The organism is Curtobacterium sp. SORGH_AS_0776 (genome assembly GCF_031453355.1).
Classification (GTDB): Bacteria; Actinomycetota; Actinomycetes; order Actinomycetales; family Microbacteriaceae; genus Curtobacterium.
In genome coordinates this window covers 712649-737848 of the sequence record NZ_JAVIYU010000001.1, presented here as the reverse complement: position 1 = coordinate 737848, position 25200 = coordinate 712649, and the positions used below count along the sequence as shown (strand labels likewise).

Here is a 25200-nt window from a genome sequence, read left to right as displayed (position 1 = left end):
CGTAGGAGCCACTCCCCTGCGGCGCCGCTGTCCACCGTGTACACCGGTGGTCACCTCGATCGACGCAGCGGATAGGGTGCACCCATGCCCGCGACCCTGCGCTCCCTGCTCCACCGCGCCGACCTGCGGCTCCGGCTCCTGACGGCCACCGACGCAGCCCTCGATGCGCCGCTCTCCTGGTTGCACAGCTCCGACCTCGAGGACCCGACGCCGTTCCTCGCCGACGGGCAGGGGCTGCTCACCACCGGCACGCAGTTCGGCGACGACACCGAGGTCACGGCGGCGGTCACGGACGCCTACGTCGCCCGACTGCTGCGCCGGGGCGTCGTCGCGCTCGGCTTCGGGGACGAGGTCGTGCGCACCGGCACCCCGCCGCAGCTCGTCGACGCCTGTACCGAGCAGGGGCTCGCACTCTTCGAGGTCCCGTACGAGACCTCCTTCATCGCCGTCGCGCAGGCGAACGCGGACGCCGTCGCCCGTGACGCCAACGCCCGCAACGCCTGGGCCCTCGCCGCGCAGCGGGCCATCTCGCTCGCGGCCATGCGACCCGACGGCCTCGGGGCGACCATCGCCGAGCTGTCCCGGCAGCTCGACGGGTGGGTCGGCCTCTTCGACGTCTCCGGACGGCTCGATCGCGGTCACCCGGCCGACGGTGTCCCCGCCGAGGACCTCGAGGTGCTCCGGACCGAGGCGCTCCGACTCCTCCGAGCCGGCCAGCGGGCGAGCCTGCCCGTGACGACCGAGCACCGCACCGGGTTCTCGCTGCAGACACTCGGCAGCGGCGGCCACCTCAGCGGCGTGCTCGCCATCGCGAACGGCGGCGCGCTCGACCGGGCCGGCCGCGAGGTCGTCACCGCCGTGATCGCCCTGGCCGGACTCGCACTGCAGCAGAACCGCGAACTCGCCCGTGCGCGCGGGCTCCTCCGCACCGGGCTCCTCACCATGCTGTCGGTGGGCGACCCCGCCGTCGTGGACACGACCTCGCGCGAAGTGTGGGGACCGCTGCCGGCCGAACCCGTCCGGATCGCCGCCGTCGACGTCCCCGACCAGGACCTCGACACCGTCGTCGATTGGCTCGAGCTGTGGGTGCAGGACCGCCCCGGCCGGCTCTTCTTCGCGGCGGACGACGAGCTGTTCCTCTGCGTCGGCGCCGAGGACACCGCGATCGTCGAGGAACTCGTGGACCGCTTCGACCTGCACGCCGGGCTCTCCGACGGCGCCTCGTACCGGTACTTCGGCCGTGCGCGGACCGAGGCGGTGCAGGCACTCGACCGCCGGCGCGAGGGGCGACCCGGCACCACCGAGTTCGGCGACCTCGCCCGCGAGGGGGTGCTCGCCCACCTGGCCCACGTGGACGTCGACGCCGGTGCCGTCGCCCGCGCGTTCCTCGCTCCCCTGCTCGACCACGACCGGACGGCCGGCACCGAGCTGACCCGCACAGTACGGACCTGGCTCGAGCAGAACTGCGAGTACGACCGCACCGCCCAGGCACTCGGCATCCACCGGCACACCGCCCGCGCGCGGGTCGAGCACGCGGGACGGCTGCTCGAACGGGACCTGTCGGTGTTCGCCACCCGCGCCGACCTCTGGGCGGCGTTCGTCGTCGAGGGCGCGTGAGGCGCGCCTAGGCTGGCGTCGTGCCGACCACTCCGACCCGCCGGCGCCTGAGCCCGGCCGAGCGGGAGGCCCAGATCGCCGACGCGGCCGTCGCCGTCGCCCGCGCCGAGGGCCTCGCCGCCGTGACCCTGCGGGGCGTGGCCGCAGCAATCGGCGTGGCGCCCTCGCTCGTGGCGCACTACCGTCCGGTGATGGAGGACCTCGTCGGCGACACCTTCCGCACCGTCGCGAGCGCCGAGGTGGCCGAGGTCCGCCGGATCGTGCACGAACGGTCCGACCCGACCGCACGCCTGGGGATCCTGCTGGCCTGCATCGCCGACCCCACCCGGGACGACGTCGCCGCGCTCTGGGCCGACGCGTGGAGCCTCGGCCGGACCAACGGTGCGCTCGCCACCGCCGCGCGCGACGTCATGGACGACTGGCAGGCGCTCGCGACCGGGGTGGTCCGCGACGGCGTCCGCGACGGGGTCATGCGCACCGACGACCCGGACGCGGTCGGCCGGCTGCTGTTCGCGCTCGTGGACGCCACGAACGGGTACGCCCTCGTGGACTACCTCGACCGGCCGACGCGCGAGGGCCTCGTCCGCACGACGATCGCCCACGCCGTCGGGCTGGACGCCGCTGCCCTCAGCGCTGCAGGGCCACCCACTGCAGGAGCATGATCGTCTTGCCGTCGGCGATGCGCCCGTCCGCGACCATCGCCAGGGCCTCGTCCAACGGAAGCTCGAGCACCTCGATGTCCTCGCCCTCGTCCTCCAGCCCGCCGCCGGCGTGCACGAGGTCGGCGGGCGTGTAGGCACCGACGTACCCGTGCACGCGCTCGGTCACGGACCCGGGGCTCATGAACGCGTCGAACACCTTCGTGAGGCTGCCGAGCCGGATGCCGAGCTCCTCCGCCGCCTCGCGCCGCACGGCCGTCTCCGGGTCGTCCTCGTCGAGGAGGCCCGCCGCCGCCTCGACGAGCATCCCGTCCGGATGGCCGTTGACGTAGGCGGGCCAGCGGAACTGCCGGGTGAGCAGCACGGTGTCGCGCTCGGGGCCGTGGGGCAGCACGGCAGCACCGTTGCCGCGGTCGTAGGTCTCGCGCTGCTGCCGGTCCCAACGACCGTCACGGCGCCGCACGTCGAGCGTCGTCCGGCGGAGCACGTGCCAGCCGTCCGAGACGACCTCGACGTCACGGACGACCACGTCCGGGTTGCGGTCGAGGTCGCGGCCGACGGCGTCGAGTCCGGTGCGACCACGGGCGTCCGGGACTGTGGTGCCGGGTCGGGGTTCGGTCGTGCGCGCGTCGTCCACGTCGTCACGCTAGCGTCCCGCCGGCGCGGGCGGGCCGCCGGTACGATCGTCACGCCGCACCAGGGAGCGGCGGGGACGGGGAGCACATGACGACGACGGACGAACTGCGACGTTCCCGACCGACCCCGCCTCCGGTCGTCCGGACGGCGGTCGTACTCTGGGCCGTCTGGCTGGTCGTCGGCGTCGTCTCCACCGTCGTCGTCTCGGCGTCCGGGTCGGGACTGACCGGGGTCGGCGGCGTCCTCGCACTCGTGCTGTCGTTCGTCGTCTGGGCCGCCGTCGCCGCTGCGACGATCCTGGTGCTCCGCGGCTCCGCGGTGGCCCGGATCGTGCTCGTGGCGATCGCAGCGCTCCGTGCCGTCCTGAGCATCACCGACGGGGGCCTGTCCACCGTCCTGATCCTGGTCTCGGTCGTCGCCGCGGTGCTGCTCTTCCTGCCCAGCGCACGCCCGTTCTTCCGGCGCGCCGACGGTGCCGAGCCGAGCCGCGCCTCCAGGCCGACGGATCCCGACCGCCCTCGGGACTGACGCCGCCGCGGAACGCGAAGAGGCCCCCGGATCTCTCCGGGGGCCTCTTGCGTTGTCTGGTGCGCGAGGGGGGACTTGAACCCCCACGCCGTTTCCAGCACACGGACCTGAACCGTGCGCGTCTACCAATTCCGCCACTCGCGCCAGCCCGAGAACACTACCACGCACAGACGCTGCCAGACGCCAACCACTACCATGCAGAGGTCGACGACCGAGAACACTGGAGACCCATGGGCTTGTTGGACAGCTTCGAGCGAGGGCTGGAGCGCGCCGTGAACGGCGCGTTCGCGAAGACCTTCCGCTCCGGCGTGCAGCCCGTCGAGATCTCGAGCGCCCTCCGCCGCGAGCTCGACACCAAGGCAGCCGTCGTCTCCCGCGAACGCATCCTCGTGCCGAACGAGTTCTTGGTGCGACTCGCGCCGCCGGACTACACGCGCATGAACGACATCGGTCGGCCGCTCGTCGACGAGCTCTCGCAGATGGTGCAGCAGCACGCGGTCGCGCAGAACTACTCCTTCTCCGGACCGGTGACGATCCGCCTGCAGCAGGACGGCACCCTCTCCACCGGGATCCTGCAGATCGACTCGACGACGGTCCAGCGCGACGTCGCCTGGGTCGCGGTGCTCGACATCGGTTCGCAGCGGCACAAGCTGCAGCGCGGTCGCACCGTGATCGGTCGCGGGACGGACGCCGACATCACCGTCGCCGACACCGGCACGAGCCGCAAGCACGTCGAGGTCATCTGGGACGGCAAGCACGCCCAGGCCAACGACCTCGGGTCGACGAACGGCTCGAAACTGAACGGTGAGCGCTTCCAGCAGGCCATCGTGGAGCCGGATTCCACGATCGAGATCGGTCGTACCCGTATGGTGTTCCGGGTGATACCCGAGAACGACGGAGGTACCAGGTGACCACAGGGCTGACCCTGCTCGTCCTGCGCTTCGCGTTCCTCGCGGTGCTCTGGCTGTTCGTGTTCGTGATCGTCTTCGCCCTGCGGAGCGACCTGTTCGGCCAACGCGTGCGCACCATCCCCACCGATCCGAAGGCCGGTGCGTCGGGTCCGACGACCCCCGCGGTGCCGGCAGCAGCGGCCCCGGCGGCCGCGTCAGCCGGTGCCTTCACGGACCTCATCGGTCAAGCGACGGGGGCGCAGCAGTCCGCCACGCCGGCTGCGACCCGCCTCGTGATCACCGAGGGCTCGCGCGAGGGCATGGAGATGCCGCTCGGTGGCGGCCCGATCACGATCGGCCGGTCGAGCGAGTCCAACGTCGTCATCCGCGACGACTACACGTCCACAAACCACGCCCGCCTCGACCTCCGGGCCGACGGCTGGCTCCTCACCGACCTCGAGTCCACGAACGGCACGTTCGTCAACGGTCAGAAGGTGACCGTTCCCGTGATCATCGCGGAGCGGACGCCGATCACGATCGGGACGACGACGTTCGAGCTGCGGCGGTAACCCGGGATGACCGCTCGCACGCTGAGCGCCGCTGTGTCCCACGTCGGACGCATCCGCGCGAACAACCAGGACTCCGGCTACGCCGGACAGCACCTGTTCGCGGTGGCCGACGGCATGGGCGGGCACGCGGGCGGTGACGTCGCCTCGGCGATCGCGATCCGCCGCATCCGGGAGGTCGACCGCGAGTTCCCGTCGGCGCACGACGCCGAGTTCGCACTGCAGTCGGCGCTGATCGCGGCGAACCAGCTCATCACCGAGACGGTGTTCGAGCACCAGGAACTCACCGGCATGGGCACCACGGTGTCCGCGATGATCCGGGTCGGCGAACAGATCGCCATCGCGCACATCGGCGACTCGCGCATCTACCGGCACCGCGACGGCGAGCTCCAGCAGATCACGTCCGACCACACCTTCGTGCAGCGGCTCGTGGACAGCGGCCGGATCACCCCGGAAGAGGCCGCGGTGCACCCGCGGCGCTCCGTCCTCATGCGGGTGCTCGGCGACGTCGACGCCGCGCCGGAGGTCGACACCGCCATCATGGACATCCAGCCGGGCGACCGCTGGCTACTCTGCTCCGACGGACTCTCGTCGTACCTGGCCGAAGAGCGCATCCGGCACGCGCTCGCGTCGAACATGGACGCGAACCAGGTCACGCAGCGCCTCGTGAAGGAGACGCTCGACCACGGCGCGCCCGACAACGTGACGGTCGTCGTGATGGACGTCACCGACACCGAGCCCGACGACGACGACGATGCGGCCACCACGGTCGGCTCCGCGGCGGCACCGCTCACGTTCGAGGCGTCGACCGGCCGCAAGCCGATCCGCCTCCCCACGATCCTGCTCCACCCGCTCAAGGTCACGACCGCCCCCGAGGACTCGCACTTCGAGCCCGAGTCCGACCAGTTCTTCGCCGAGCTCATCGCCGAGGACCGCCGTCGCCGGATCCGCCGTCGTGTCTCGTGGACCATCGCGCTCGTCGTGGCCGTCGCCGCACTCGTCGGCGCCGTCTTCCTCGGCTGGCGGATCATCCAGGACCACTACTACGTCGGGACCGACCGCGGCACCGTCGCGATCTACAAGGGCGTGCAGCAGTCGATCGGGCCGATCGCGCTGTCCGACGTGTACGAGGACACCGACATCTCGGTGTCCGGGCTGCCGGAGTACACCCGCGAGAACGTCCGTTCGACGATCAACGCGCAGTCGCTCGACGACGCCCGTGACATCGTCGACCGGCTCCGGAAGGCTGCCGAAACCGGGCAGGACCAGGCAGGCACCGGCGGTGACGGCGGATCACCGTCCCCGACGCCCTCCTCGTCCCCGACGAAGTCGCCGTCGCCGTCACCAGGGGCGAAGCGATGAGCAGCGCCACCGCCCAGTCCTTCACGCAGGCGATCACGATCAAGCTGCGGGAGCCCGCCCGCGCCCGCAACCTCGAGCTCGTGCTGCTCGTCATCGCGTGCGGCATCTGCGCCGGCGCGATGGTCCTCGTGCAGCTCGGCACGAAGGGCAAGCTGTTCGACACCTCGGTGCTCTGGGTCGGCGCCGGCATCCTCGGGCTCGCGCTCGTGATGCACGTCGTGCTGCGCATCGTCGCGAAGAACGCCGACCCGTTCATCCTGCCGGTCGCACTCGTGCTGAACGGCATCGGGATCGCCGAGATCTACCGCATCGACGTCCACAACGGCCTGACCGGCTGGGGCGCGATCGGCGTGAAGCAGATCGTCTGGACGATGCTCGCGATGATCCTGGCGATCATCACGGTCTCCGTCGTCCGGAACCACCGGTTCCTGCAGCGGTACCGCTACATCTTCATGTTCCTGACGATCGCGCTGCTGCTGCTGCCGATGCTGCCGGGCATCGGACTCAACGTGAACGGCGCGCGGGTCTGGATCAAGCTCGGCTCGTTCACCTTCCAGCCGGGCGAGCTCGCCAAGATCACGATGGCGCTGTTCTTCGCCGGCTACCTCGTCACCGCGCGGGACTCGCTGTCGATCGTCGGCCGGAAGTTCCTCGGCATGACGTTCCCGCGGGCGCGCGACCTCGGTCCGATCCTCGTGATGTGGGCCGCGGCCATGGGCGTCCTGGTCTTCCAGCGCGACCTCGGCACCGCGCTGCTCTACTTCGGCCTGTTCCTCGTGATGATCTACGTCGCGACGGCGCGGCTGAGCTGGGTCCTCATCGGGCTCGTGTTGTTCGTCGGCGGCGCGCTCGTCGCACAGTCCGTACTCGTCTACGTGCACGGTCGGTTCGAGCAGTGGCTCGACCCGTTCAACCAGGAGATCTTCACCAGGCAGACCCAGGGCAGCTACCAGCTCGTGCAGGGCCTGTTCGGCTTCGCGAACGGCGGGATCACGGGCACCGGTCTCGGCCAGGGGCGTCCGTACATCACCCCGGTCGCCAACGCGGACTACATCATCGCGTCGCTGGGTGAGGAACTCGGCCTGATCGGCGTCTTCGCGATCCTCGCCCTGTTCATCATCCTGGCGTCCCGGGGCCTCCGCGTCGGGTTCATGGCGCAGGACGACTTCGGCAAGCTGCTCGGCGTGGGCTTCGGCTTCATCATCGCCCTGCAGGTGTTCGTCGTCGTCGGCGGCATCACCCGGGTCATCCCGGTCACCGGCCTCACCACGCCGTTCATGGCGGCCGGTGGTTCGTCCCTCGTCGCCAACTGGATCATCGCCGCGATGCTGCTGCGCCTGACCGATGCAATCCCCGCCGAACAGCGCGTGCAGCAGGGTGCGATCCCGGCTGCTCGTGGTCGCGGGACGACCAGGAAGGAGCGCAGCCGGTGAACCGACAGCTCCGCGGTGTCTCGACCGTCATCGTGCTCATGTTCGTCGCACTCTTCGTGTCGACGACCTCCATCCAGTTCTTCTCGGCCGACTCCCTCCGCGCGGACTCGCGGAACTCCCGGACGATCCTCGCCAGCTACTCCACGAAGCGCGGCGCGATCCTCGTCAACGGCAGTCCCATCGCCGAGTCGACCCCGGTGGACGACCAGTACCAGTACCAGCGGAAGTACACGAACGGCGACCTGTACTCGGCCGTCACCGGGTACTTCACGATCGGCCAGGGCAACTCCGGCATCGAGGGCGCCGAGAACACCGTGCTCTCCGGCAACTCCGACGCCTCGTTCTTCCAGAACCTCAACGCGATCCTGACCGGCCAGGACGTCCAGGGCGACAACGTCAACCTGACGATCGACCCGGACGTCCAGAAGGCCGCGTACGACGCACTGGGTGACAACACCGGTGCCGTCGTCGCGATCCAGCCGAAGACCGGCAAGATCCTCGCGATGGTGTCGAAGCAGAGCTACGACCCGAACACGCTGACGTCGCACGACACGCAGAACGTCATCGACCAGTACAAGGCGCTCGAGTCGAACGCCGCGAAGCCCCTGCAGAACCGGGCCATCGGCGGCGACCTGTACACGCCCGGGTCGGTCTTCAAGCTCGTCGTGGCGTCCGCGGCGCTCGAGGGCGGCAAGTACAACCTCGACTCCGAGTTCCCGAACCCGTCGCGACTGCAGCTGCCCGGGACGAGCACGTACATCAACAACGCCGAGGGCGGCTCGTGCGGCGGCGGCGACAAGGTCAAGCTGCGCACGGCGATCCAGTACTCGTGCAACATCCCCTTCGCGGAGCTCGGCCAGAAGCTCGGCTACGACGCGATCAAGAGCATGGCGGACAAGTACGGCTTCGGCGACGCGATCGAGGTCCCGATGCGCGCCACCGCCAGCCAGTACCCCGACGTCAGCGACGACACCGCGCAGCTCATGCTGAGCTCGTTCGGCCAGGCCAGCGTCCGCGTGTCCCCGCTGCAGATGGCCATGGTCTCCGCCGGCATCGCGAACGGCGGCAAGGTCATGCAGCCCTCGCTCGTCGACTCGATCACGACGAGCGACTTGAAGACCGTCGAGTCCTTCTCCCCGAAGCAGTACAGCGATCCGCTCTCGGCCTCCGAATCGAGTGACCTCACCGAGGCCATGCAGAGCGTCGTCAGCTCGGGGACCGGCACCAATGCCAAGATCGACGGTGTCGACGTCGCAGGGAAGACTGGCACGGCCGAAGGCGGCACGGGCGATCCCTACACACTCTGGTTCACGGGCTTCGCCCCGGCGAAGGACCCGGAGGTGGCCGTCGCGGTCGTCGTCGGGAACGGCGGCGGACTCGGGCAGTCCGGAGTCGGCAACACGGTCGCGGCCCCGGTCGCGAAGAAAGTCATGGAGGCGGTGCTGAACAAATGAGACCCACCAGCGGACTCACCTTCGGTGGGCGGTACCAACTCTCGTCCCGCGTCGCCATCGGCGGCATGGGAGAGGTGTGGCAGGCCACCGACCTCGTCATCGGCCGGACCGTCGCACTCAAGATCCTCAAGGACGAGTACCTCGGCGACCCGGGCTTCCTCGAGCGCTTCCGCGCCGAGGCCCGTCACGCTGCGCTCGTCAACCACGAGGGCATCGCCAACGTCTTCGACTACGGCGAGGAGGACGGCAGCGCCTACCTCGTGATGGAGCTCGTCCCGGGCGAGGCGCTCTCGACCATGATCGAGCGGGAGCACACGCTGCCGGTCGACAAGGTCCTCGACATCGTCGCGCAGACCGCGAACGCCCTGCAGGCCGCACACGCCGTCGGGCTCGTTCACCGGGACATCAAGCCGGGCAACCTGCTCATCACGCCGGACGGCCGCGTCAAGATCACCGACTTCGGCATCGCGCGCATCGCCGACCAGGTGCCGCTCACCGCGACCGGACAGGTCATGGGCACCGTCCAGTACCTCTCGCCGGAGCAGGCGAGCGGGCACCCGGCGTCGCCGTCGACCGACATCTACTCGCTCGGCATCGTCGCGTACGAGTGCCTGGCGGGCCGTCGCCCGTTCACGGGCGAGTCGCAGGTCGCGATCGCCATGGCGCACATCAACGAGCAGCCGCCTGCGCTCCCGGGGGACATCCCGGAGCCGGTCTCCGCCCTGGTGATGTCGTGCATCGCCAAGAAGCCGGCCGACCGTCCGGCGACGGCGGCGAACCTGGCCCGTGCGGCTCAGGCGCTCCGCCGTGGGGACGTCGCGGCCGCCACCGTCGCCGTCCCGGCCATCGCGGCTGGCGGCACCGTGGCGTTCAACCCGCCGCAGACGCCGGGGAACGACGCCGCGACGGCGCTCATCGGCACCCAGGCCGGTGCGGTCGCGGGCGGTCCGGGCACCCCGGGCTCGCCGGTCGACGGCGAGGGCGAGGAGCCGAAGAAGAAGCGCGCCTGGATCTGGTGGGTCGTGGGCATCGTCGCGGTGCTCATCATCGCCGGTGTCGTCGGTGCGTTCGCCCTGAACAGCAACGACCAGCCGGAGCCGACGAAGTCCGCGACGACGCGCAGCGCGACGCCGAAGCCGTCCAACACCCCGACGCCGTCTCCGACCGAGACCCGCGTGACCGTGAACTCGGCGGACTTCGTCGGGCTGTCGGTCGCCGACGCGCAGGCCAAGCTCGAGGCCCTGAACCTCACCTCCCGCGTCGAGGACGGCGACCCCGCCCCAAAGCCCGAGCAGGCGAACACCGTCCAGTCGATCAGCCCCACCGGCAGCCTGGCTCCCGGCTCGCTCGTCGTGCTGCAGCAGTACACGGCGCAGCCGACGGTCAACCAGCCGAACTCGGCGTCCCCGGGTGCGGTGTCCGCCGACGGCGTGGTGACCTTCAGCTGGGCGGCGGCGACGTGCCCGACCGGGTACACCGTGTCGTCGTACGCGTACACGATCACCGGCGGCAAGGACGCCTCGAGCCAGACCTCGGGCACGCTCGACGCCGACCACCGATCGGTCACCGTGCAGATCGACAAGATCGACACCTCGGCCTCGCTGAGCTACACCGTGACGTGCGGCAACCTCGCGGCGTCCGCGGCGTCCGAGGCCGCGTCGAGCGATGCCTGGCAGGCCACGGACGAGCCGACGACCGACCCGACCGACGGCAACAACCCGAGCCAGGCACCGCAGGACGGCAACTGATCGACCCCCGGACGGGGGCTCGCGACACCGTTGCGTAACGGTTCGGTCGAGCCCCCCGTCACCAGCGTCTCACCAGCGAAGCCTGCCGTACACTTGCCCGGACGGACATTCGGAGGAGTACGTGCCAGAAGGTGTGACCGCGGGGATCACCCTCCTCGCCAACCGCTACGAGATCGGTGACGTCATCGGTCGGGGCGGCATGGCCACTGTGCATCTGGGCAACGACACCCGGCTCGGACGCAAGGTGGCGGTGAAGCTGCTGAAGCCCAGCCTCGCCAACGACCCGGCGTTCCGCACGCGCTTCCGGCAGGAAGCCCAGGCGGCCGCCCGCATGGCCCACCCCACCATCGTCCGCGTCTACGACGCCGGCGAAGAGACGGTCACCGAGACCTCTGGTGCCGAGGTGCAGGTGCCCTTCATCGTCATGGAGTACGTCGAGGGCCGTCCGCTCTCCGACATCATCGGCGAGGGCCCGGTCGCCCCGGACGAAGCCGTGCGCATCACCGAGGGCATCCTCACCGCGCTCGAGTACTCGCACCGTGCCGGCGTCGTGCACCGCGACATCAAGCCCGCGAACGTCATGGTGACGCACTCCGGCCAGGTCAAGGTCATGGACTTCGGCATCGCCCGCGCCATCACCGACACCTCCGCGACGGTCGCCCAGACGACCTCGATCCTCGGTACCGCGTCGTACTTCTCCCCGGAACAGGCCCGCGGCGAGACCGTCGACGCCCGTACCGACGTCTACTCCACCGGTGTCGTGTTCTTCGAGCTGCTCACCGGCCGCCCGCCGTTCCTCGGGGACACCCCCGTCGCCGTCGCGTACCAGCACGTCAGCGAACAGCCCGTCGCGCCGTCGTCCCTCACGCCCGAGGTCTCGCCGGCGCTCGACGCGGTCACGCTGCACGCCCTGGTGAAGGACCGCACGCGCCGCTACCAGAACGCGGCGGAGTTCCGGACGGAGCTGCAGCAGGCCGCGGCGGGCAAGGTTCCCGCGTCGACCCGCAAGCTCCAGCAGCAGGCCGCCCACGACGCCTCGACGGTGCTGTTCGGTGTGAACCCCCGGACGACCTCGAACCCCGCGGTGGCCTTCCGCGAGCTCGACGACGACACCGCCGAGCACCGTCCGCAGCGCACTCAGAACCGTCCGCCCGTCGCCTGGATCTGGGTCGGCATCATCCTGACCGCGGCGGTCATCGTGGCGGTCGTGTTCTTCGTCGCGAACCTCGGTCCGGGCAAGCCTCCCGTCACGTCCTCGGTCAGCGTGCCGAACGTCGTCGGTGCCACCTACGACTCCGCGGCCTCCGCGCTCGGCAAGAAGGACCTCGTCCCCGTCAAGGTCGAGGAGAACTCCGACGACGTCGACCGGGGATCGGTCATCCGCACCGAGCCCGGCTCCGGCACGAACGTCGCGCGCAAGCAGAACGTCCGCGTGATCGTCTCGCTCGGCCCCGAACAGGTCGCCGTCCCGGACCTCGCGGGGCAGGCGCAGGACGCAGCGCAGAAGACCCTCGAGCAGGCGGGCTTCGCCGTCGGTGCGATCAACTCCGACTACTCGCCCGACGTGCCCGAGGGGACGGTCATGAGCACCGACCCCGCCGCCTCCTCGCAGCACACCAAGGGCACGGTGGTGAACCTGACCGTGTCGAACGGCAAGGTCGAGTTGCCGAACGTCACCCAGCAGCCGTTCTCCACGGCGAACGCGACCCTCGCACAGCTGGGGCTGAAGGTCACGCCGGCGCCGTCCTACTCGTGCATCGGCGGTACCGTGACGCAGCAGAGCGCCCCCGCCGGCGACATCGCGCAGGGCAGCACCGTGACGCTCACGTACTGCGCCGGCTCCGCGCAGCCCTCGCAGCCGCCGGCGACGGATGCACCCGCCGACGGTGGTAAGGACGGCGGCGACGACGGTCAGTGACCTGACCGCGTCCTGACGGATGCTCCGTGACGGGGGTGCGCCGCGCCTCCTGTCCGGCGTCGTGTCGGCCTGCGTTCCCGGAGGCGCGGCTCGAGCCGGCTACGCCCCACCGTCCCGCAGGGCGGTCGCGTCAGTGGCGCGCCGCTGTCAAGCCCGGTGCGCCGCGATGAGCGGGTTCAGGCCCGCAGCGCGTTCCGCTGCACCGGCGAGGCCGGTCGTCTCGAGCCAGTTGCCGACCATCCGGTAGCCACCCTCGGTGAGGACCGACTCCGGGTGGAACTGCACGCCGTACACGGGGTGCTCGCGGTGCTGCACGCCCATGATGACGCCGCCACCGGTCCGGGCGGTCACCGTGAGCTCGTCGGGGACCGTGCCGTCGACGATCGCGAGCGAGTGGTACCGCGTCGCCGTGAACGGGTGCGGGACGCCCGTGAAGAGGGGGCTGTCGTCGTGGTCGACCTGCGAGGTCTTGCCGTGCATGAGTTCCTCGGCGTGGGTGACCGTCGCACCGAGCGCCTCGGCGATGGCCTGGTGGCCGAGGCACACACCGAGCAGGGGCTTGTCCGCGGCGATGGCGGCGTGCACGGTCTCGACGGAGACGCCGGCATCCGCGGGCGTCCCGGGGCCGGGAGACAGGAGCACACCGTCGTACTCGGCGATGCGGTCGGCGATCTCGGACGCGGGGAAGGCGTCGTTCCGGACCACGTCGGTCTCCGCCCCGAGCTGCTGCACGTAGCCGTTCAGCGTGTAGACGAAGCTGTCGTAGTTGTCGACGACGAGGATCTTGGTCATGGTCGGTTCACCGTACTCGTGGGGGATGTGTGCGGCGGGCTGAGAGGCTTCCCACACCCGCGGTCACGGTAGGATACCGGCCATGGCCAAGGACAAGGACCGCACCAAGCCCGCCCGGACGACCCGAGCCGACTCGGTCGACACCGCGGGGGACCAGCCGAACCCCGTGTGGTTCAAGCCGGTCATGTTCGGTTTCATGCTCATCGGCCTCGCCTGGGTGATCGTCTTCTACATCTCGAACACGACCCTGCCGGTGCCGTCCCTCGGCTCGTGGAACATCCTGATCGGCTTCGGCATCATGTTCGTCGGCTTCCTGATGACCACGCGCTGGCGGTAGCACCCCGGCCACACACCTCCCGACGCCCGTCGCACCTGCTGGTGCGGCGGGCGTCGTCGTACGTGCCGTTGTCCACAGCGCACTCGCCCCGCCGTAGCCCTTGTCCCCGCCTCCGCGTGCGTTCTCCACAGTTCTCCACACTCTCCACACACCCATCCACACCCTCGTCCCAGAGTTATCCACAGCGAAGTCCACAGTGGGGATAATCACACGCGTGTAACTCACCGCGTTCTCCACAGCTGTGGACAACTCGGTCGTGCACGTGTGGAAAAGCCCCCGCGGACGCACGAACGCCCCGCCGCTGAGCGACGGGGCGTTCGTGTGCAGACGGGGACTCAGATGCCGACGCCGACCGACAAGCCCGCGTACGCCGCGTAGATGAGCCCGACGAGGACGACGGCCTCAGCCACCAGGAGTCCGATCTGCAGCCGCCTTTGCCGGATGTTCCGGGTCCGCGCGAAGACGAATCCGGTGATGAAGCCGAGGACGATCCCACCCACGTGCGCCTGCCACGAGATCGCGGTCCCGGGCAGGAAGCCCACGACGAGGTTGAGGCCCATGATGACGAGGAGCTGCACGGCGTTGTAACCGAGGCTGCGCTGGATCACGAAGAACGCCGCGAACAACCCGAAGATCGCACCCGACGCCCCGACCACCGGCGTGGCAGGGCTGAGCAGGGAGACCGCGAGGTCGCCGCCGAGCCCTGCCAAGAAGTACAACGCGACGAACCGCCACGTGCCGAGGATGTTCTCGAGCATCCGCCCGAAGATCCACACCGCCCACATGTTGAAGAGGATGTGGAAGAAGGACGAGTGGACGAAGAGGCCCGTCACGAGTCGCCACGGCTGCGAGCCGACCGCCGGGGCGTAGTAGCTCAACCAGGCGTTGACGTAGCCGCCGGTCACCTGGTTCAGCAACCACAGCACAGCCGAGACGGCGACGATCACGACCGTCGCCTTCTGATCGAGCATGGCGAAGCGCCGCCGGGCGACCGTCAGCCCGCTGGGGCCTCCGGACGCCCGACGGTTCGCCTGGAACTGCGCACGCTGCTCGCGCACGCACTCAGGGCAGTGCACCCCGACCGCCGCCGGCGTCTGGCACTCCGGGCAGATCGTCCGCCCGCAGCGCTGGCAGAGCACGAAGCTCTGCCGGTCCGGATGCCGGTAGCAGGTGTTGTTCGGGTTGTACGCCTGATCGGTCACGTGGTGGCTCAGACGTCCTCGACGTCGATGCTCTGGATGACGACGTCCTCGAGCGGCTTGTCACGGCCGTCGGTCGCCACACCCTCGATCGCGTCGACGACCGCGCGGGACTCGTCGTCCGCGACCTCGCCGAAGATGGTGTGCTTGCCCTGCAGCCACGGCGTCGCCACCGTGGTGATGAAGAACTGCGAGCCGTTGGTGCCGCGGCCGCCCTGGATGCCGGCGTTCGCCATGGCGAAGATGTACGGGTTCTGGAAGGTGAGCTCCGGGTGGATCTCGTCGTCGAAGCGGTAGCCCGGTCCGCCGATGCCCTGACCGAGCGGGTCGCCGCCCTGGATCATGAAGTCCTTGATGATGCGGTGGAAGACGACACCGTCGTACAGCTTGTCGGTCGAGACCTTGCCGGTGCCGGGGTGGGTCCACTCCTGCTTGCCCGTCGCGAGGTCGACGAAGTTCTTGACGGTCTTCGGAGCGTGGTTGCCGAACAGGTTGACGCGGATGTCGCCCTTGTTCGTGTGGATCGTTGCGACAGCGGTGTGCAGAGACATGTTCCGATTCTCGCATGTACTGCTGACGGTCAGACGGATCACACAGGTGGGGCTCCGTGACCTGTCAGGCACTGCGGTGGCAGGATGGGGGTCACGCCGTTCCGATGGAGGTACCAGATGACGACGATCGAGATCCCGCGCAAGCGCCGGAAGCAGATCAAGAAGCTCAAGGGCCAGACCGCCTCGCTCCTCGGCGAGCAGCGCAAGGTCCTCGAGCACGCGAACGCGATCCTTGCGGAGGCGCGGTCCCACGCCGTGGACACCGCTCGCAAGGACATCGCTCCGCGAGTGCAGAACGCGATCGACAACGGCATCCGTCCGGCTGTCGCCACGGGGGTGCACGCTGCCACGAGCGCAGCGCAGAGTGCTTCGCACCGCTTCCAGTCCGAGGTCGTCCCCGGACTCGTCGCGACGGCGGGCTCGGTCCTCAGCGTGGGTGACCTCGCGAAGGATCCCCGCGTCAAGAGGATCGTGAAGAACGCCCAGAAGAAGGGCAAGAAGGCCAAGAAGGCTGCGGAGAAGTACGTGCCGCACCAGAAGAAGGGCATCGGCTTCGGCGGTGTCGCGCTGATCGTGGTCGGTGTCGTCGCCGTGGCGGGCGCCGCCTACGCCGCGTACCAGACGCTCCGCGCGGACGACGACCTGTGGGTCGCCGATGACGCTGACACGGCGGAGAAGCCTGCCGCCTGACCTCCCGGTTCGCACGAAGGGCCCCGGCACGCGCCGGGGCCCTTCGTCGTCCGTGGGCCGGCGGCCCGCCGGCCGTCGCCGGAGGCGGCGAGCGGGCACAATACGTCGCGCTTACCGCGCCGAAGCGGCCGTTCGTGCCCACTCGGCGCACGACGCGCGGCATGTCGTGCCCGCTCACCGGCCCGGCGGCGGACGGGAGGCGCGGGTCGACCCCGCCCCGCGCCTCCCGTCCGCCGTCGCGCTCGGCCCACCCCGCCACGCGGCGCGGTCGCACGACCCGCCACGCACGTCCACCGGGGTCCACCTGGAGCCGTGTCGCGGTCGCACGACGCGCCGCTCACGTCCGCCGAGGTCTCAGGAACGGCCGTTCTGCCCGCGCGAGATGCCACAATCGGCAAACCTCGAGCGCGAAACCGACCGATCGCGCGACGCAAGAACGTCGCGCAACGGAACCGATCGCGGAGCGGCGCGCCGAAGGCGCAGACGAACACAACGACCGAGTGAGGCGAAGCGAGGAACGAGCGGAGCATCGCTCACGCCGAGGGAGTGGAGCCTGGGAGAATCGAACTCCCGACATCCTGCTTGCAAAGCAGGCGCTCTACCAACTGAGCTAAGGCCCCGTGACACCCATCGTACGGAGTGTCGGAGGAAGTGGTGGGGCTACAAGGACTTGAACCTTGGACCTCTTCGTTATCAGCGAAGCGCTCTAACCGCCTGAGCTATAGCCCCTCAGACCGGATGAAAGCCTACCGTACGGATCTCGCAGAACGAAATCGAGGCGGTCGGCCCATCCGGCCCGGGTGTGTCAGTTGTTCGTGAAGCCGACGAGCAAGCCGCCGGTGATCCGCACACTGAGGTTGTAGAGGACACTCACGATGGCGCCGAGCACGGTGCCGACGACCACGTTGAGGATGCCCACGACGATGGAGAACCCGAGCACCTGGCCCAGCGAGAACTGGTCCATGATCGAGTAGTTGTTCTGCCCGGTGACGTCCTTCAGCAGGGCGTCGATCTGGGTGAAGACACCGGTCTGGTTCAGGATGACCCACACCAGCGCGGTGGCGACGACGATCACGATCGAGCCGGCCAGGGCGATGAGGAAGCTGAGCTTCACCATCGACCAGAAGTCGACGTACACGAGCCGCAGTCGCACCTGACGGGTGCCGACGGGCCGCTTCGCCTTCTTCTGGAGCTTCTCGGCGACACTACTCATTGCTTGACTGGTCCTCTCCGGCCACGGTGTCCGTGGGCACTGTGTCGGCGGGGTCGGCGGCCGCTTCGTCCGGGCTGACCGTCTCCACCGGGCCCGCAGGCTCGATCTCGGCGTCGTCCTGGTCGTCCAGGTTCCGCTCTGTGTTCCGGGCCACCGCGATGATCCGGTCGTTCTCCGCGAACCTCGCGAAGACCACACCCATCGTGTCGCGACCCTTGGCGGGCACCTCGGCCACGGCAGACCTTACCACCTTGCCCGATTGCAGCACGACGAGCACCTCGTCGTCCTCGCCCACGATGAGAGCACCCACAAGGTCGCCTCGGTCAGCGGCCAGCTTGGCCACCTTGATGCCGAGACCACCACGGCCCTGTACGCGGTACTGGTCGACCGACGTGCGCTTGGCGTAGCCGCCCTCGGTCATGACCCACACGTAGCCGTCGTCCGAGACGACCCGGGCTGCGAGCAGCGAGTCGTCGTCGCGGAAGGACATGCCCTTCACGCCGGAGGTCGATCGACCCATCGGGCGCAGGGTGTCGTTCGTCGCGGTGAAGCGCAGCGACATGCCGTGCTTCGACACGAGCAGGAGGTCGTCGTGCTCGTCGACGAGGAGCGCCTGCACCAGGGTGTCGCCGTCGCGCAGGTTGATCGCGATGATGCCACCGGTGCGGTTCGTGTCGTACTCGGTGAGCGGGGTCTTCTTCACGAGACCGTGCGCCGTGGCGAGCACGAGGTACTGGGCCGCCTCGTAGTCGCGGATGTCGAGCACCTGCTGGATCTGCTCGTCCGGCTGCATGGCGAGCAGGTTCGCGACGTGCTGACCCTTGGCGTCGCGGCTGGCCTCCTGCAGCTCGTAGGCCTTCGCGCGGTAGACCCGCCCCTTGTCCGTCAGGAAGAGGAGCCAGTGGTGCGTCGTCGTCACGAAGAAGTGCTCGACGATGTCGTCGGCGCGCAGCTGCGCACCCTTGACCCCGCGGCCGCCGCGGTGCTGCGAGCGGTAGTTGTCGCTGCGCGTCCGCTTGACGTACCCGCCGCGGGTGATGGTGACGACCATCTCCTCTTCGGGGATGAGGTCCTCGATGGACATGTCGCCGTCGAAGCCGAGCAGGATCTCGCTGCGGCGGTCGTCGCCGAACCGCTCGACGATCTCCTCGAGCTCGTCGCCGATGATCGTGCGCTGACGGGTCTCCGACGCGAGGATGTCCTGGAAGTCGGCGATCTTGCGCTCGAGCTCCTCGGCCTCGTCGTGGATCTTCTGCCGCTCGAGGGCGGCGAGCCGACGGAGCTGGAGCTCGAGGATCGCGCGCGCCTGGATCTCGTCGACGGACAGCAGGTCCATCAGGCCGGTGCGGGCCTCTTCGACGTCGGGCGACCGGCGGATGAGCGCGATGACCTCGTCGAGGGCGTCGAGCGCGGCCAGGTAGCCACGGAGGATGTGGGCGCGCTTCTCGGCCTCGCGCAGCCGGAACTGGGTGCGGCGGACGATGACGTCGATCTGGTGGTCGACCCACGCCGAGATGAACCCGTCGAGCGCGAGGGTGCGGGGCACACCGTCGACGATCGCGAGCATGTTCGCGCCGAAGTTCTCCTGCAGCTGCGTGTGCTTGTACAGGTTGTTGAGGACGACCTTGGCGACGGCGTCGCGCTTGAGCACGATGACGAGACGCTGACCGGTACGACCCGAGGTCTCGTCGCGGATGTCCGCGATGCCGGCGAGCTTGCCGTCCTTCACGCCCTCGGCGATGCGGATCGCGAGGTTGTCGGGGTTCACCTGGTACGGGAGCTCGGTGACGACGAGGCAGGTGCGACCCTGGATCTCCTCGACGTTGACGACCGCGCGCATCGTGATCGAGCCACGACCGGTGCGGTAGGCGTCCTGGATGCCCTTCGTGCCGAGGATCTGCGCCCCGGTCGGGAAGTCCGGGCCCTTGATCCGCTGCATGAGCGCGCCGAGGAGCTCTTCACGCGTGGCGTCGGGGTGCTCGAGCGCCCACTTGGCGCCCGCAGCGACCTCGCGCAGGTTGTGCGGCGGGATGTTCGTCGCCATGCCGACCGCGATGCCGACGGACCCGTTGACCAGCAGGTTCGGGAAGCGTGCCGGCAGGATCGCGGGTTCCTGCGTGCGACCGTCGTAGTTGTCCTGGAAGTCGACGGTGTCCTCGTCGATGTCCCGGACCATCTCCATGGCGAGCGGCGCCATCTTGGTCTCGGTGTACCGCGGGGCGGCGGCGCCGTCGTTGCCCGGGGACCCGAAGTTGCCCTGGCCGAGCGCGAGCGGGTACCGGAGCGACCACGGCTGCACCAGGCGGACGAGGGCGTCGTAGATCGCGCTGTCACCGTGCGGGTGGAACTGCCCCATGACGTCGCCGACGACGCGCGAGCACTTCGAGAAGGCCCGGTCGGGACGGTAGCCGCCGTCGAACATCGCGTAGATCACGCGGCGGTGCACCGGCTTCAGTCCGTCACGGACCTCGGGCAGGGCACGACCGACGATGACGCTCATCGCGTAGTCGAGGTAGGAGCGCTGCATCTCGAGCTGCAGGTCGACCTGCGAGATGCGGTCACCGGAGACGACGATGTCCCCGCTGTCGCCGTGGACGATCTCGGGCTGCTCGTCGGCGCCGTTCTCGTTGTCGTCAGCCATGTGGCTTCGTTCCCTTTCTGGACAGCCTGGAGGCTGTGGTTCCGTCAGTCGCGCCGGGCGCGACCACAGGTGGTCAGGACTGGTCCGCGCGACTCACGCCGCGCCTCCAGGCCAGGATCAGATGTCCAAGAACCGGACGTCCTTCGCGTTCTGCTGGATGAACTGGCGACGGGACTCGACGTCCTCACCCATCAGCGTCGCGAAGACGCTGTCCACCGCGGCGGCGTCCTCGAGCGTGACCTGCAGGAGCGTCCGGGTGTCCGGGTTCATCGTGGTGTCCCACAGCTCCTTGTAGTCCATCTCGCCGAGACCCTTGTAGCGCTGGATCCCGTTGTCCTTCGGGATGCGCTTGCCGGCGGCGAGGCCGGCCTGCATCAGGGCGTCGCGCTCCCGGTCGCTGAACACGTACTCGTGCGCCGAGTTCGACCACTTCAGGCGGTAGAGCGGCGGCTGCGCGAGGTACACGTAGCCGCGCTCGATGAGCGGCCGCATGTAGCGGAACAGCAGGGTGAGGAGCAGGGTCGTGATGTGCTGGCCGTCGACGTCGGCATCGGCCATCAGCACGATCTTGTGGTACCGGGCCTTGTCCGGGTCGAAGTCCTCGCCGATGCCGGCACCGAACGCCGTGATCATCGACTGGATCTCCTGGTTGGCCAGGGCACGGTCGAGGCGGGCCTTCTCGACGTTGAGGATCTTGCCGCGCAGCGGCAGGATCGCCTGCGTCATCGGGTTGCGACCCTGCACGGCGGAACCACCGGCGGAGTCACCCTCGACCATGAAGATCTCGGAGACCGTCGGGTCCTTCGACTGGCAGTCCTTGAGCTTGCCGGGCATGCCGCCCGACTCGAGGAGGCCCTTGCGACGGGTGGTCTCGCGTGCCTTGCGTGCGGCGAGACGGGCCTGCGAGGCCTGGATCGCCTTGCGCACGACGTCGCGGGCCTGCGTCGGGTTGCTCTCGAACCAGTGGGTGAGCTCGGTGCCGACGACGCGCTGGACGAAGCCCTTCGCCTCGGTGTTGCCGAGCTTGGTCTTCGTCTGCCCCTCGAACTGCGGCTCGCCGAGCTTCACGGAGATGACGGCCGTCAGCCCTTCACGGATGTCGTCACCCGTGAGGTTGTCGTCCTTCTCCTTGATGATCTTCGCCTCGCGCGCGTACTTGTTGACCAGGTACGTCAGCGCCGCGCGGAAGCCCTCTTCGTGGGTGCCGCCCTCGTGCGTGTTGATCGTGTTCGCGAAGGTGTGGACGCTCTCCTGGTAGGAGGTGTTCCACTGCATCGCGACCTCGAGCGCGATCTTGCGCTCCGGGTCCTCGGCCTCGAAGCCGATGACGTCCGGGTGCACCAGGTCGGCCTTCTTCTGGGCGTTGAGGTACTCGACGTAGTCGGCGAGGCCGCGCTCGTAGAGGAAGGAGTCGTGCCGTGCCTCTTCACCCTCGGCCGGGGTGCGCTCGTCGGTCAGGGTGATCCGCAGGCCCTTGTTGAGGAAGGCCATCTGCTGGAAGCGCGTGCGCAGGGTCTCGTAGTCGAAGACGACGGTCTCGAAGATGTCCGCGTTCGGCCAGAAGGTGATCGTGGTGCCGTGACCGTCGTCTTCCTCGTCCTTCGACAGGGGCGCGACCGGGACGCCGTCGGTGTAGCTCTGGCGCCAGACGTGGCCCTGCTGGCGGACCTCGACGTCGAGCTCGGAGCTCAGCGCGTTGACGACCGACGAACCGACGCCGTGCAGACCACCGGACACCGCGTACGCGCCGCCGCCGAACTTGCCGCCGGCGTGCAGGACGGTGAGCACGACCTGGACGGTCGAGACGCCCTCGGCAGCGTGGATCCCGACGGGGATGCCACGGCCGTTGTCGACCACGCGGACGCCGCCGTCTTCGCGGATGGTGACGTTGATCGTGTCGCAGTAGCCCGCGAGTGCTTCGTCGACGGAGTTGTCGACGATCTCCTGCACGAGGTGGTGCAGACCGCGGGGACCGGTCGACCCGATGTACATGCCCGGACGCTTCCGGACGGCTTCGAGTCCCTCGAGCACCTGGATCTGGTCTGCGCCGTACGCTGGATCGCTCTGCGGGGTCGCCTCGCCGGACGAGTTCTGTCGGTCGTCGTCAGATCCGGATGTCATTCGAAGGTGCTCCTGCCTGCGCGCGGAACACCCGCGCACTGCACCTCTCAGTCTACCGCAGGACCCCCTCCTCCGAGGGCGGATTCCGGCCGTGGACGGCCTTTTTTCGTCCTTCCGGACGATTTCGTCGCCCTACCCGTAAGTGTCGCGGGGACCGCGCCCCTGAACCGTCCTGGGACCCCGTTTCCAGGTGGGGGCGTCGGGGCCCGAAACCCGGATCGACTGGACCCCCGCCTCGGGGTGCCGCTCGGCGATGGTCGTCGTGACGGTGCTGCGCATCAGTCGGAGCTGGGTCGCCCAGGCCGTCGAGTCGCACCGGATGACGAGTGCACCGTCGTCGATGGTCACGGGTCGGGAGTGCTTCGCGAGTTCCTCCCCCACCACGGCGGGCCAGTCCACGAACAGCTCGGACCGGGCGAGGGGCTCCGTCCAGCCGAGTTCCTGCGCGAGCGAACCGACGACGTCGCCGAGTCCGGCGGGCTCGCGACCGCGACCGTAGGGCACGGAGTCGGGATCGAGTCCCTTCATGCGGCGCCGGCGCGCGTCGACGCCGCGCTTCGAGGGGTCGCCGAAGACGGCGCGGAGGTGCCGGTAGACCCGCGAGGGCTCGGTCGGCTTCGACGGCTTCGGCATCAGACGCCCGCTCCGGTCGGGTCGGCTTCCGCCCGGTGGTCTTCCGGTTCTCCGGTCGGACTGGAGGCGCGGCTCGGCTCCGCCTCGTCGGTCACGATCGTGCCCGATTCGATCCGGACGGTGTGCGCGGCCAGCTGCTCGGGCACGTCACCGAACACCGCCGCGGTGATGAGCACCTGCTCGTAGTCGGCGACCGCCCCAGCCAGGCGTTCCCGGCGGGACTCGTCGAGTTCGGCGAACACGTCGTCGAGGATGATGATCGGATCCCCCAGGCTCGACTCGGCGCGGAGGATCGAGGCACTGGCCAGCTGCACGGCGAGCGCGAACGACCACGATTCCCCGTGACTGGCGTAGCCGCGGGCAGGTAACCCGTTCAGCTGGAAGAGGACGTCGTCGCGGTGGGGACCGACGAGCGTCAGGCCGCGGTCGAGCTCGTCGCGTCGACGCCGTTCGAGTGCCGCGCGGAACGCATCTGCTGCTGCGGTGACGGTGACCGGCTCGTCGGGTGTCCCGAGGACGGGATCCGTCGCGGCCGCGTCCTCCGGGTCGCCGCCGCGGACGCTCAGGACTCCGGTGATCGACGCCTCGTGCCGTTCGCCGGCGACGGTCGCGTAGGCCTCGGCCACGAACGGGGCGAGCCGCCGGGTGAGGTGGTCACGGGCGGCGATGATCTCGGCGCCGAACGCCACGAGCCGCTCGTCCCAGACGTCGAGCGTCGCGAGCGAACCCGCCTTCGCACCGGTCGCCCGGGCCGACTTCAACAGGGTGTTCCGCTGCCGGAGCGTCCGGTCGTAGTCGGCGAGGACGCCCTGCATGCGCGGGGCGATCTGCCCGAGGAGCTCGTCGAGCATCCGGCGTCGGCCGGCCGGTTCGCCCCGGACCAGCGCGAGGTCCTCGGGAGCGAAGAGGACGCTCGTGCAGTAGCGCGGGAGCTCGCGGGGCTTGATGGCCGAGCGGTTCACCTGCGCCCGGTTCGCGCCGGTGCGGTTGATCTGGACCTCGGCGAGGATGCTGCGGTCCTCGTGCGCGAGCCGAGCGCGGACGATCGCCGCGTCGCAGCCCTGCCGCACGAGTGCCGCGTCCGTCGGGACCCGGTGCGATCCCAGGGTGGAGAGGTAGCCGATCGCCTCGACGAGGTTGGTCTTGCCCTGTCCGTTCCGGCCGACGAACAGGTTCGGCCCGCGTGCGAGGTCGACCTCGGCCTCCCGGTAGTTCCGGAAGTCCGTGAGTTGCAGGTGGTCGACGTGCACGCGGGCCGTGGCCGGGTTGCCCCGGTTGGACTACGCCTTCTTGACGGCGTGGCCGCCGAACTGGTTGCGGAGCGCCGCGACGGCCTTCATCGTCGGGGACTCGCTGCCCTGACGCGAGACGAAGCGGGCGAACATCGCCGCGGAGAGCGCGGGCATCGGCACCGCGAGCTCGATCGCCTCTTCGAGGGTCCAGCGACCCTCGCCCGAGTCGTCGACGTAGCCCTCGAGCTCGTCGAGCTTCGGGTCCTCGTTGATCGCGAGGACGAGGAGGTCGAGCAGCCAGGAGCGGACGACCGTGCCGCGCTGCCATCCGGCGAAGACCGCCGGGACGTCGTGGACGATGTCCTTCGCCTCGAGGAGCTCGTAGCCCTCACCGTACGCCTGCATGATCGCGTACTCGATGCCGTTGTGGACCATCTTCGCGTAGTGGCCCGCGCCGACGCCGCCGGCGTGCGAGAAGCCCTCTTCGCGCGGGCCCTCGGGACGGAGCGCGTCGAAGACGGGCATGGCGAACTCGACGTCCTCGGGGGCGCCGCCCACCATGAGGCCGTAGCCATTCTCCTTGCCCCAGACACCGCCGGAGACGCCGGCGTCCATGTAGCGGATGCCCTTGGCGTCGAGCTGCTTGGCGTGCACCTCGTCGTCGAGCCACTTCGAGTTGCCGCCGTCGATCACGAGGTCGCCCTCGCTCAGGACGTTCGACAGGTCGGTGATCACGTCGTCGGTGATCTTGCCGTGCGGGACCATGACCCACACGAGCTTCTTGCCCTCGGGGAGCGCCGCGGCGAGTGCGCCGAGGTCGGCGACGTCTGAGACGGCGGGGTTCGCGTCGTAGCCGGTGACCTCGATGCCTGCGTTGCGGAGACGGGCACGCATGTTGTTGCCCATGCGACCGAGGCCGACAAGACCGATGTGCATGATTTCCTCTTCTGTTCGTCGTCGCGCTGATGCAGGGATGGCGC

General features: G+C 69.5%; 22 protein-coding genes and 3 tRNA genes. 12 read left to right on the top strand and 13 right to left on the bottom strand.

What is annotated here, in order from left to right; translation table 11 throughout:
* Positions 1-84 precede the first annotated feature (84 nt).
* A complete protein-coding gene (locus QE359_RS03705; RefSeq protein ID WP_309777655.1) occupies positions 85-1617 on the top strand; it encodes a PucR family transcriptional regulator in 1533 nt (510 codons plus the stop codon).
* A 20-nt stretch (positions 1618-1637) separates the two neighbouring features.
* Positions 1638-2279, top strand: a complete 642-nt coding sequence (locus tag QE359_RS03700; protein WP_309777654.1) for a TetR family transcriptional regulator C-terminal domain-containing protein — start codon at positions 1638-1640, stop codon at positions 2277-2279.
* On the opposite strand, the gene QE359_RS03695 is transcribed toward QE359_RS03700, so the two are convergent.
* Entirely contained in the window at positions 2245-2913 is a 669-nt protein-coding gene (locus QE359_RS03695) for an NUDIX domain-containing protein (protein WP_309777653.1), read from the bottom strand. The genes QE359_RS03700 and QE359_RS03695 overlap by 35 nt on opposite strands.
* A gap of 86 nt (positions 2914-2999) precedes the next feature.
* On the opposite strand from QE359_RS03695, the gene QE359_RS03690 reads away from it, so the two are divergent.
* The gene (locus QE359_RS03690; RefSeq protein WP_309777651.1) at positions 3000-3440 is read left to right on the top strand and encodes a hypothetical protein; all 441 of its coding nucleotides are present in this window, start codon (positions 3000-3002) and stop codon (positions 3438-3440) included.
* A 57-nt stretch (positions 3441-3497) separates the two neighbouring features.
* Here the strand turns inward: QE359_RS03690 and QE359_RS03685 are convergent.
* A tRNA-Leu gene (locus tag QE359_RS03685) sits at positions 3498-3584 on the bottom strand.
* Between the two features lie 86 nt (positions 3585-3670).
* Here QE359_RS03685 and QE359_RS03680 point away from each other — a divergent pair.
* The 7 genes from QE359_RS03680 to pknB all read left to right on the top strand — a co-directional run bounded on the left by QE359_RS03680 (position 3671) and on the right by pknB (position 12811).
* Positions 3671-4351 carry a DUF3662 and FHA domain-containing protein gene (locus QE359_RS03680; protein ID WP_309777649.1) on the top strand — a complete coding sequence of 227 codons (681 nt, stop codon included), beginning with the start codon at positions 3671-3673 and terminating at the stop codon, positions 4349-4351.
* On the top strand, positions 4348-4899 hold the full coding sequence (locus QE359_RS03675) for an FHA domain-containing protein (RefSeq protein ID WP_070417452.1): 552 nt from the start codon (positions 4348-4350) through the stop codon (positions 4897-4899). The genes QE359_RS03680 and QE359_RS03675 overlap by 4 nt, the downstream gene beginning before the upstream one ends.
* Positions 4900-4905: 6 nt before the next feature.
* The gene (locus QE359_RS03670) at positions 4906-6258 is read left to right on the top strand and encodes a Stp1/IreP family PP2C-type Ser/Thr phosphatase (RefSeq protein ID WP_070417453.1); all 1353 of its coding nucleotides are present in this window, start codon (positions 4906-4908) and stop codon (positions 6256-6258) included.
* Entirely contained in the window at positions 6255-7691 is a 1437-nt protein-coding gene (locus tag QE359_RS03665) for an FtsW/RodA/SpoVE family cell cycle protein (RefSeq protein WP_309777646.1), read from the top strand. The genes QE359_RS03670 and QE359_RS03665 overlap by 4 nt, the downstream gene beginning before the upstream one ends.
* Complete coding sequence (locus tag QE359_RS03660; RefSeq protein ID WP_071294235.1) at positions 7688-9145, top strand: penicillin-binding protein 2; 1458 nt, start codon at positions 7688-7690, stop codon at positions 9143-9145. Before QE359_RS03665 ends, QE359_RS03660 begins: the two co-directional genes overlap by 4 nt.
* Positions 9142-10893 (top strand): protein kinase domain-containing protein, encoded by a 1752-nt coding sequence (locus QE359_RS03655; protein ID WP_309777644.1) that lies wholly within the window; start codon positions 9142-9144, stop codon positions 10891-10893. The genes QE359_RS03660 and QE359_RS03655 overlap by 4 nt, the downstream gene beginning before the upstream one ends.
* 121 nt (positions 10894-11014) lie before the next feature.
* On the top strand, positions 11015-12811 hold the full coding sequence (gene pknB, locus QE359_RS03650) for a Stk1 family PASTA domain-containing Ser/Thr kinase (RefSeq protein WP_302847769.1): 1797 nt from the start codon (positions 11015-11017) through the stop codon (positions 12809-12811).
* Between the two features lie 147 nt (positions 12812-12958).
* Here the strand turns inward: pknB and QE359_RS03645 are convergent, their stop codons facing one another.
* On the bottom strand, positions 12959-13603 hold the full coding sequence (locus QE359_RS03645) for a glutamine amidotransferase-related protein (RefSeq protein ID WP_309777642.1): 645 nt from the start codon (positions 13601-13603) through the stop codon (positions 12959-12961).
* 82 nt (positions 13604-13685) lie between these two features.
* On the opposite strand from QE359_RS03645, the gene QE359_RS03640 reads away from it, so the two are divergent.
* Positions 13686-13940 carry a cell division protein CrgA gene (locus tag QE359_RS03640; protein ID WP_070417459.1) on the top strand — a complete coding sequence of 85 codons (255 nt, stop codon included), beginning with the start codon at positions 13686-13688 and terminating at the stop codon, positions 13938-13940.
* 335 nt (positions 13941-14275) lie between these two features.
* Here the strand turns inward: QE359_RS03640 and QE359_RS03635 are convergent, their stop codons facing one another.
* The gene (locus QE359_RS03635) at positions 14276-15142 is read right to left on the bottom strand and encodes a rhomboid family intramembrane serine protease (protein WP_309777639.1); all 867 of its coding nucleotides are present in this window, start codon (positions 15140-15142) and stop codon (positions 14276-14278) included.
* An 8-nt stretch (positions 15143-15150) separates the two neighbouring features.
* Positions 15151-15690, bottom strand: coding sequence for a peptidylprolyl isomerase (locus QE359_RS03630; protein ID WP_070417461.1), 540 nt, complete (start codon positions 15688-15690; stop codon positions 15151-15153).
* 117 nt (positions 15691-15807) lie between these two features.
* Between QE359_RS03630 and QE359_RS03625 the strand changes: the two genes are divergently transcribed.
* Positions 15808-16380, top strand: a complete 573-nt coding sequence (locus tag QE359_RS03625) for a hypothetical protein (protein WP_309777636.1) — start codon at positions 15808-15810, stop codon at positions 16378-16380.
* A 547-nt stretch (positions 16381-16927) separates the two neighbouring features.
* Here the strand turns inward: QE359_RS03625 and QE359_RS03620 are convergent.
* From QE359_RS03620 to gnd, 8 genes are all read right to left on the bottom strand, one after another.
* Positions 16928-17000: transfer RNA gene (locus tag QE359_RS03620), tRNA-Ala, on the bottom strand.
* A gap of 32 nt (positions 17001-17032) precedes the next feature.
* Positions 17033-17109: transfer RNA gene (locus QE359_RS03615), tRNA-Ile, on the bottom strand.
* A gap of 76 nt (positions 17110-17185) precedes the next feature.
* Complete coding sequence (locus QE359_RS03610) at positions 17186-17593, bottom strand: DUF3566 domain-containing protein (RefSeq protein WP_070417462.1); 408 nt, start codon at positions 17591-17593, stop codon at positions 17186-17188.
* Positions 17586-20234 (bottom strand): DNA gyrase subunit A, encoded by a 2649-nt coding sequence (gene gyrA / locus QE359_RS03605; RefSeq protein WP_070417463.1) that lies wholly within the window; start codon positions 20232-20234, stop codon positions 17586-17588. Before gyrA ends, QE359_RS03610 begins: the two co-directional genes overlap by 8 nt.
* Positions 20235-20351: 117 nt before the next feature.
* Positions 20352-22355: a DNA topoisomerase (ATP-hydrolyzing) subunit B gene (gene gyrB / locus QE359_RS03600; RefSeq protein ID WP_070417464.1), complete on the bottom strand. Its 2004-nt coding sequence runs from the start codon at positions 22353-22355 to the stop codon at positions 20352-20354.
* A 132-nt stretch (positions 22356-22487) separates the two neighbouring features.
* Positions 22488-22988, bottom strand: coding sequence for a DUF721 domain-containing protein (locus QE359_RS03595; protein WP_071294231.1), 501 nt, complete (start codon positions 22986-22988; stop codon positions 22488-22490).
* Entirely contained in the window at positions 22988-24238 is a 1251-nt protein-coding gene (gene recF, locus QE359_RS03590) for a DNA replication/repair protein RecF (RefSeq protein ID WP_309777631.1), read from the bottom strand. Before recF ends, QE359_RS03595 begins: the two co-directional genes overlap by 1 nt.
* A gap of 30 nt (positions 24239-24268) precedes the next feature.
* Entirely contained in the window at positions 24269-25156 is an 888-nt protein-coding gene (gene gnd, locus QE359_RS03585; protein WP_092385584.1) for a phosphogluconate dehydrogenase (NAD(+)-dependent, decarboxylating), read from the bottom strand.
* Between the last annotated feature and the right edge of the window lie 44 nt (positions 25157-25200).